Below are 8,327 nucleotides of genomic sequence, written 5' to 3'. Positions count from 1 at the left end.
CTAACTCCAGTTGCTACTGATGACGCGGACGGCGATGCGGGACATGACTAGCCGCCGGTTCTGTCGCGACATCAGCTGGAATCTGAATGTTTGACAAACCCGCCGTATCTGCCCCTCCACATAAGACCGTGGACCGGTGGCGCAGAAGCGACGGAAGTGAAGCAGGCACTGGCCTCGACCGGCCTGCACGACGTCTCGACCCAAGACGTTGAGAAGACGTTGAGAAGACATTGAACGGGGCGGGCGGCGACCCTGTCAGCGCAGGCGCGACGGTGCCGTCGGCACGCACGGCCGGCGAAGAGGGGCCGCATGCCGGGGTGCACGGCGCCGCCCCCGCACGCCGTCGGCCAGTAGGGGCCCCGTCTGACCGCTACGGACGTGGTGACGGCGGCGGTCGCCTTCCTGGCCGGGGGCCGCCGCTGTTCGATTCTCGCCGGTGACGGCGGGGCCTCCTCCCTCGAACTGGAGGTCCCGGGGATCAGGCTCAGTGGAACCTTGGTTGGGGCTGAGTCGCTGAGGCGCGGCTGCGCCGCCAGGGCGTGAGCGGGTTGGCAGGGCCAGGCGTTCGAGGTGGCCATTGAGGGCGGCGTGCAGTTCGGCGGCCGGTTCGCGGGCCCGGGCCTCGCTGTCCATGTCGTGCAGCTCGAGGTGGACGGGGCCGGCGGAGGAGCCGGGGCGGTTCCGCCGGGAGCGGATCAGGCGGAGGACGGCCTCTCGTACGGCGTGGTACACCGGGCGTCGATGGCGTGCTGTGGGGCACCGAGCACGTCGGCTTCGACCGTCCACCGCGGGGCTTGGCGTTCGACGGCGATGAACACGGCTGGCTGCTTCTCGGCTGCCCTGCACACGCTGGTGGGGGCGTCCAGACCGGTAGCGTCCGGGATCAGGTCGGCGGGGCGGGGAATCGAGCCACTTCGGTCAGCAGGTTCACGGCCGCCTGTCGACGCGGTAGTTACAGAGCCTGTGCCCTGGCTCATGTCAGTCACGCTCAGTGGTGCACGGACGGCCTGCTCGCCTCCGCGCCGACCGAGTGGGCAACCCAGGGGTCTTGGGGAGGAAGTCGAAGGCCGCCGGCGGCGACCTTGCTCGGTTTCGGCGCGACGCACCAGTCCCGTGGAGCGAGCAGGACGCTAAGGGCCACCGCGAGAAGCAGCCAGAGTCGGAGGTCGCCCAGGACCTGAGCGTCGTTGGTCAGCCTCGGGGCGAGGTAGAGCGCGCCGAAGGAGACCAGCGACCAGACGGGCACGGGTCGACGCAGCCCCAGGGCCTCCCAGACCAAGGTGCCGAGCAGGAATCCCGCCGAGTAGTAGTCGTAGACGCCGGGATCCAGCAGGAGTCGCGCGCCGATGCCGAGCAGCGGCACCGCCACCCAGCGCCCTCGGAGGATCGCGGCCGTCCCAAGCGCGCAGCCGAGCACGAGTTGCGCCGGCCGGTCCCACGACGGCGTCCCCGCCGCCGACACCCCGAGCGCGCGGAGCGCCGAGGACGGTTCGTTGACGATGTGGTACTGGGTCGCACCCAGCGTCGCGGGGTCGGCGACGACGAAGGGCAGCCAGGCCAGCAGCATGACGGCGACGGCGTAGAACGCGACATGCCGTCGTCGGTCGCGGGCCACGGCGAGAGTCAGCGGCAGGAAGACCAGGGCCCACGGCTTGGCGTCCACGGCCAGGCCCAGGCTCAGTCCCGCCAGTGCCGGGACGTCGGCGAGGACCGCCCGGATCGCCAGTGCCGCGAAGAGCAGCGCCAGCACGTCGTCGAGGTGGCTGTAGTGCACCGCCAGGGATGCCCAGACGATCAGGAACACCGCACCGGCGGCCGCGACGGTCATCCGCAGGGCCTGCGGGCGCGACCGCAGATCCGGCTGCCGGGCCAGTGCCGTCTGCTCGATCAGCCGCAGCACCAGAAGGCCGGCGCTCATCATCGTCAGCTGGGCGGCGACGACCCCGCCGAGGTTCCCCAGAACCCAGGCGCAGAGGAAGGCCAGTGGTCCTATCTGCAGGTTCGGGTAGTTCGCATAGAGGTGCAGGCCCCCAGCCGGCGAGGCTCCGGAGCCGGAGAAGAGCAAGGTGCTGCCGTTCGCGAAGTAGTGCCACGAGTAGCCGCCGCCGTGCAGGTCCGCCAGGAACCAGACGGCCGCCCAGAGACCGAGGAACCACCAGTGCCAGGCGGCCCCGCCCCGCGCGGGGCGGCTGCTCTGATCAGCCATCCTCATGCCTCTCTGGTGGTCGACCCCCTGCCTGGAATGACTCCCCCTGACCGCTCCCCGGTTGCTGCACAACCATGAGATTTGGGTATGGAGTGTCCGAAACCCGGCCTGGGACGGCGGGGCTGTGCGTCAGCGTCGGCTCATCAAGCCGTCAAAACCACCCTGAGAAACCGGCGGCGGTCCGAGGCCGGCCGCCGATGTCCTTGGGGACAGCTGGCCGAGCACCTCTGCGACCGGCTCGGCTGGTCTCTGGACCTCGGCAGGAGCAGCGCCGCGCGGCTGTCCGTCCGATGCCGAGACGGTGCAACCGGTGGGCGACCAGGGCGGCCGGACCGTCAGGCGCTCACGTTGCCTCACTGAGGTGGGGAGGGCGCAACGCGGCTCGATCGGTGCCGGGACGAGGCGGCCTATCGGAGGCCGTGGCGGTCGAGGCGGTGGATGAGGCCGGGGCGGCGCTGGTAGTCCTCGCGCAGGCGGGCCAGGCGCTGGTGGAAGTCGGTGTGCTGTCGGGCGTGGGCGTAGGCGTCGCGCAGTTCCGCGAGGAGGCTGACGGCCTGGTCGTAGCAGCTGGTCTTCTTGGTGGCGATGTGCGCCTCGATCTGCTGCCAGACGGATTCGGCCTCGCCTGCGAGAGCGGTCAGATGCCGGGCGCGAGCGGTGGCCCGTTCGTGTTCGGCGCGCTGTCGGCGTTCGGTGCGCAGGGTGTGGGCGGCGTCCAGGAGGTGGGCGGCGGACCGGCGCCCGGGGACCGTGGTGGGGGCGTCGGTGCCGCGCAGGCGATGCAGGAGTTCGGTGTGCAGCCCAGGTTCCGGGCCGAGGGCGAGCCGCAGCAGCAGAGCGTCCTTCTCCTTCTGGGGCATCGCGGCGATCAGCGGGGCGAGTTCCTTCTTCGCAGGCCTGGTCGGCTTCTTGGATGCGGCGGGACTGGCCTGGGCCGCGACTGCCAGCAGGTCGTCGTCCACGCGCAGGAAATCCGCCAGCGCCCGCTGCGGGGCGGTCAGTTCGCCGAGCCCGGCCGGGACGGGCGGTTCGGGGCAAGTCCGGTACTCGTCTTCGTCGTCGTCTTCGAGTTCCCAGGCGGCGAGTGCTGAGAGCCAGGCCAGATAGAGGGGGCGCAGGTCGCCGGTGGTGAGTTCGTCGCGTACGCCGATGAGGGCGGACAGCGAGTCGTCGGCGCCCTCGATCCAGTCGCCGCCCTCGTCCTCGCTGGTCAGGTCGAGCAGGAGGTGGGTGCGGGTGGTCCAGGCCTCGGTGTGATGGTCGAGACAGTACGGCCGCACCGCCGGCAGGGTCAAGGTCTGCTTGGGCAGGCGGAGCATCAACCGGTGGGTGCCCCAATTGGTCACGTACAGGTGGGCGTCGAAATAGCGCTCGACCATTTTGCGTGGATCGGCGCTCAGGTCGCCCCAGTTGTAGGTGTTGGTGAAGCTGGTTGCGGTGATCCGGGCCCGGGTGGAGATGGCCCTCAGCTGCTCCTGTTCCTCGCGGCTGAGCGGCCGGTCGAGGGCCTGGAACTCGTAGTACTGGTACTCGCTCACACGGCGGACCCTATCGCCGCCGCGGGTGGGCTCGGACGCGGATGGGCCACGGCAGCGGAGCCGACCGGAGGCAGCAATCAAACGTCATAGGGTGAGCCGAGGCGAGCGGTGGCGGGGAGGAGCGGGCTGTGGCGGTGTGGTGCGAGCGGGCGATGGAGCATGATGCGAGAACGGAGCTCGCGGCCGTGCTGCAGCTGGTTGCCGCGGGCAGGCTGCGGTGCGGCGACAAGACGAAGCGCCCCTGCGCCGCCACCCTCCGCGCACTGGGCGAGGTCCTCACCGGCAGTGACTTCTACGAGGGCGAGGCGGTCAGGGCATTCGCCTGGCCGCTGCTGCTCCAGGCTGGCGGTCTTGCCGAACTGTCGGGCGGCCGACTGGAGTTGACCGCGCGGGGCGCAAGGCGCTGGCCGCGCCCGCCCACGAGACGATCCGGCATCTGTGGCGGCGCTGGCTGAGCCACGGGGTACTGGACGAGTTCAGCCGCATCGAGGCAGTCAAGGGGCAGCGCGCGGCGAACGTCCTCAGCGCGGCCGGCCCGCGCCGCAAGGCGGTGGGTGCGGCGCTCGCCGAGTGCTGCACGCCAGGGGAATGGATGGCGGTGGACGAGCTGTTCAAGGCGATGCGTACCGCAGGGCATGACCCGTACCTGGTCCGTTCCGAGCGGGCGCTGTGGAAGCTGTACCTGCAGGACGCGCAGTACGGCAGCCTCGGCTACGACGGACACCACGACTGGCCGGTACTGCAGGGCCGCTACACCCTGTGTGTGCTGTTCGAGTACGCGGCCAGCCTCGGCCTCGTCGACGTCCAGTACATCGACCCGGACGGCGCCCGGGACGACTTCCGCCACATGTGGGGTGCCGACTGGCTTCAGCGGCTCAGCCGCTACGACGGGCTGCTCGCCCTCCGGTTGAACCCGCTCGGGGCGTACGCGACGGGGCGCACCGACGCCTACCGACCGGGCCCGGAGCCCGCCGCCGGGGCGCGGAGCCCGGTCAGGGTTCTGCCGAACTTTGACATCGTGGCACTCGACGGCCTGGCCCCCGCCGAGGCGCTGCTGCTCGACGCGTTCGCAACCCGGTCCACCGACCGTGTCTGGACGCTGTCCACCGCCTCCCTGCTGAAGGCCCTCCACGCGGGCCGAGGTCTGGAGGAGCTGCGCCGCTTCCTCGCCGAGACCAGCACAGGACAGGAACTGCCGCAGACCGTCACGGCTTTGCTGGCCGACGCCGCCTCCCGCGCCGAGAAGGTACGGGATCTGGGTACGTGCCACCTGCTGGAGTGCGTGGACGAGGCGCAGGCCGTGATGATCGCGAAGGACCGCAGGGCGGGCGCGCTGTGCTCCCGGATCGGCCCAAGGCATCTCATGGTGGCCCCCGGCGACCTGCCGGCCGTCCGCGCCGCGCTGCTGAAACTCGGTTGCGTACTGCCCGCCCGAACCTGAACGGGAGGTTCACGTCCAGGGTGCGGTCCGCGGGGCGTGGGCACGTTCTCGGAGCGCGGTGCGGGCGGCGACTCGGCCGGTGAGGGTGAGGGAGATCGTGGAGCGGCGGCGGTCACGGTATGCCAGGAAGCCGAGGGCCTCGCCGGGACGCAGCCACTGCCACAGGAAGTGGCGGGTGTCGTCGCGTCGTGGCGCGGAGCCGTGGGGGAGGGTGAACACCTCGGCGGCCAGGGTGTGAACGGCGGCGGTGAGGTCGTCGAGCGCGAGTCTTCCGCCGAGCAGGGCCGCTGCGGCGGCTTCGGCGAGTTCGGCTCGGACACCGTCGCCGAACCACGCGCGGGCGGCCGTGGCCTGCAGCAGGGCCGGGTCGGCGAGGTGTTGTCGGCCGCGGGTGGTCAGGGCGAGCTTTCGGTGCCGCTTGGCGAGCAACCGAGCCGCGCGGGCCAGTTCATGCAGTTCGGCGAGGCGAACATCGAAGGCCTCTCAGTCGCCGCCGCACTCCACCACGCACGCCACGGCGAACCACACGTCCCAGTACGACCACTCGCCAGACGGTGCCGGATGAGGCCACGGTTCCGGGCCGAACGTCGGCCGCCTGCGCCTGCTTGTGGCCCTGTCCGCTGTGCTCACCGGCGCATTGTCGCACCGGAGACGGCGGCGCTCGCAGCGCACGGCGGAGGTCCCCCTGTTCCAGCGCAGCCGAGAACTCGGGGGAGTAGCCTCGCGGGCGTGACCGAGGCATGGACCGACCACGCGCTGAAGGCACTCCGCGCCGCCCGCCACAACGCGGACTGCCCGTCCCTGCTCGCCCTGCTGCGTGCGCATGACCCCGTCGGAGTGCTGCAGCAGTGTGGAGACGCACTCACCGCAGCAGTTTCCCGGGGCCTGCCCGGCGCCCGGGAGGCAGCGACCGCGTGCTCGTCCGCACTGCGCGAACGGGGCTGGCCCGGAGACGAGGTCCTCGCCGAACAGCTCGACACGGCGGGAGGCCGTGCCCTCTGCCGGCTGCGGCCGCTGCCGGTCGACCTGGAGGAACTCTCCAGTCTGCTCGAAGGGGACCCGGCCTGGGGTGGTGGCCGTATCGACCTGGGCACCGGTGAGTGCCGGCCTGCCCTCGCGGACACCGAGGAGTCATGGGACGAGGAGGAACCGGAAGGCACTGAGCGGTGGCTCGACGTCCCGTGCGAGGGATCGCGGGACGCCTACCGCGACATGGAGGACTTCATCACCACCCTCGACGACCCGGACCTCGCCCGGTTCCTCGGCATCGCGATCCAGGGTCCAGGAGCGTTCCGCCGCTTCAAGGACATGCTGGCCACCTCGCCGGCGCAGCTGCAGCGGTACTGGTTGTTCTCCGCGGAACGGCAGCAGGGCCGGGCCCGGGCCTGGCTCGCCGATCAGGGCTACCGGCCGACGCTGTCGGGCGACCACTGACCCGGGTGCCTTCACGGGCCCCAGTGCCGGTAGGCCTCGATCCACTCGGCCCCCGCGGGCGCCGGATCCGGCAACGGAAGGTCGAGAATGCCGATCGCCTGCCGGTGCCTGCCGCGCTTGCAGACCGCCACGATCCGGCTGCCGGGCAGCAGGTCCACCTTCTTCACGGTGACCTCGACCCCGAGAACGACCGTCTTGAACGGAACAGCCAGCTGCTCTGCGAGCATCGTGAAAAAGCCCGTGAGCTGCTCCTCGCCGTCGTAGGCGTCAACGGTGGCCTGCTCGACCAGCTCGTCGAGTTCCGCATCGCTCAGCTGTCCGTCCACAGAGAACAAGGTACCGGCGGTGCCCGCAGATGCCCTCGCTCGGTCAACCGCCAGCCGCCCCACCCTGAGCCACGGCGGTCGTTCCTCCCGCCGCGAGGATCGGCGTGGTGCCTGGTGGCGGTACCGACTCCTCAGCACCCACCGCGAGTTGGCGCCGAGAGAGCCGCGGACTGTGCGGAGCAGGCCAGGTGCGGGTTCCTCGTTCGCGAGATCGGCCGATGGCCGCTGGCCCCTGCCCTTTGACAGGGGACCAGCCATGCAGAGCGCAGAAGTGCAGGCGCTCGCGCACGCAACTGCCCGCCACCTACCTCAAGGGCACGGCGTCGCCACAGGCATCGCCATGACCAACGCCCTGGGCAACATCTCAGGAATCATCGGCCTCTCTATCACCGGCGCACTCCGCACCGCCACAGGCAGGTACACGGCCGGAACCGCCGTGATGGCCGTCTTCCTTGTCCTGTCCGCCGTCGGCGCTCTTACCGTCCGCCGCGTCGCCGCCTACCTGCAGGCCAAGGAGCCCTACCTGCGCTACCACCTCGCCCTCGCCATGGGCTGGCCCATCGCGACCGGGGTGATCGAGGGAAGTTGCCGCTTCCTCGTCAAGGACCGCCTGGACGCGACCGGGGCGAGATGGAGCCTGACCGGCGCCGAGGCGGTCCTCCTCCTACGCGCCGTCATCGACAACGGCGACTTCGAGCGGTACTGGCGCTACTTCACCGAACTCGACCACCTGCACATCCACGCCGTCCGCTACCAGGGACAACTCGCCCTCGCGGCGTGACCGCAGCCACCCACCCATCAGTCAAGAAGCAACGCACCCTTCAAAGACTCGTTGAACATCCCTGAGTCCTTTCTCGTACACCTCCTCGAACACAGGCGACGCGTTTGTTGCGGGAGCCATCCGTGACTGCTGCTTTCATCACCTCAGCCCCCAACTCGAGTGAGGTATCCCTATGTCCAGGGCTCTTCCGAAATACAAAAAGCGCCGGGTGGCGATCATCGGCAGCTCCGCCGCAGTCGTGCTGTCCGGCGCGATCATCGCCGGTTCCGCCTTCGCTGGCGAGTCGTCCAAGAGCAACACACCCCTCGCAGCCCCCGGAACGATCTCGAGCGCGACGGCCACCCAGCAGGCCGGGGGGAACAACAACAACGGGAACGCGGGCAATGCGAACGCCGCGGACACGATCTCGTGTCCGGACGTGAAGTCGCAGCTCCCGGCGGTCCCGGCCGCAGCCCAGGCCGAGGTCGACCGCAACCTGAAACAACTCGACGACCAGATCGCAAAGGCCAACAAGGAGCTCGCCGCAGCACTCGGCAAGGACGGCAACGCCGGTAATGCAGGCAACGCGGGCAACGCAGGCAACGCCGGTAACGCGGGCAAC

The 8,327-nt window shown here is 70.3% G+C and carries 7 protein-coding genes and 2 pseudogenes; 5 read left to right on the top strand and 4 right to left on the bottom strand.

Translation table 11 applies throughout. From position 1 onward, the window contains the following. Positions 1 to 988: 988 nt before the first annotated feature. The gene (locus ASC56_RS36835) at positions 989 to 2,206 is read right to left on the bottom strand and encodes a hypothetical protein (RefSeq protein ID WP_055495962.1); all 1,218 of its coding nucleotides are present in this window, start codon (positions 2,204 to 2,206) and stop codon (positions 989 to 991) included. 407 nt (positions 2,207 to 2,613) lie between these two features. Next, positions 2,614 to 3,744, bottom strand: coding sequence for a hypothetical protein (locus ASC56_RS36830; protein WP_055495961.1), 1,131 nt, complete (start codon positions 3,742 to 3,744; stop codon positions 2,614 to 2,616). Between the two features lie 185 nt (positions 3,745 to 3,929). On the opposite strand from ASC56_RS36830, the gene ASC56_RS41470 reads away from it, so the two are divergent. Beyond that, a complete protein-coding gene (locus tag ASC56_RS41470; RefSeq protein ID WP_199836172.1) occupies positions 3,930 to 4,199 on the top strand; it encodes a hypothetical protein in 270 nt (89 codons plus the stop codon). Between the two features lie 137 nt (positions 4,200 to 4,336). Further along, entirely contained in the window at positions 4,337 to 5,185 is an 849-nt protein-coding gene (locus tag ASC56_RS36825) for a helicase-associated domain-containing protein (protein WP_199836171.1), read from the top strand. A gap of 9 nt (positions 5,186 to 5,194) precedes the next feature. On the opposite strand, the gene ASC56_RS36820 is transcribed toward ASC56_RS36825, so the two are convergent. After that, on the bottom strand, positions 5,195 to 5,614 hold the full coding sequence (locus ASC56_RS36820; RefSeq protein WP_055495960.1) for a hypothetical protein: 420 nt from the start codon (positions 5,612 to 5,614) through the stop codon (positions 5,195 to 5,197). A 300-nt stretch (positions 5,615 to 5,914) separates the two neighbouring features. Here ASC56_RS36820 and ASC56_RS36815 point away from each other — a divergent pair, with 300 nt between their 5' ends. Beyond that, positions 5,915 to 6,619 (top strand): UPF0158 family protein, encoded by a 705-nt coding sequence (locus ASC56_RS36815; RefSeq protein ID WP_055495959.1) that lies wholly within the window; start codon positions 5,915 to 5,917, stop codon positions 6,617 to 6,619. Between the two features lie 11 nt (positions 6,620 to 6,630). Here ASC56_RS36815 and ASC56_RS36810 read toward each other — a convergent pair whose 3' ends face one another. Further along, complete coding sequence (locus ASC56_RS36810) at positions 6,631 to 6,945, bottom strand: hypothetical protein (protein ID WP_055495958.1); 315 nt, start codon at positions 6,943 to 6,945, stop codon at positions 6,631 to 6,633. Positions 6,946 to 7,438: 493 nt separating this feature from the next. Here ASC56_RS36810 and ASC56_RS36805 point away from each other — a divergent pair. Both ASC56_RS36805 and ASC56_RS36800 read left to right on the top strand, forming a co-directional pair. Further along, positions 7,439 to 7,726, top strand: a pseudogene (locus ASC56_RS36805) (ISKra4 family transposase); the annotation flags it as partial. A gap of 172 nt (positions 7,727 to 7,898) precedes the next feature. Next, positions 7,899 to 8,327: pseudogene (locus ASC56_RS36800) on the top strand (hypothetical protein); the annotation flags it as partial.

Origin of the sequence: Streptomyces sp. TP-A0356 (assembly GCF_001417775.1) — a bacterium.
In the GTDB taxonomy this organism is placed as follows: domain Bacteria; phylum Actinomycetota; class Actinomycetes; order Streptomycetales; family Streptomycetaceae; genus Streptomyces.
The sequence above is the reverse complement of the archived record's forward strand: the minus strand, read 5'-3'. Positions and strand labels throughout refer to the sequence as shown.

What these genes read in the sequence shown, in the direction of transcription:
- ASC56_RS36835 (WP_055495962.1), bottom strand. Translation starts at nt 2,206, where the DNA reads ATGGCTGATCAGAGCAGCCGCCCCGCGCGGGGCGGGGCCGCCTGGCAC.
- ASC56_RS36825 (WP_199836171.1), top strand. Translation starts at nt 4,337, where the DNA reads ATGGCGGTGGACGAGCTGTTCAAGGCGATGCGTACCGCAGGGCATGAC.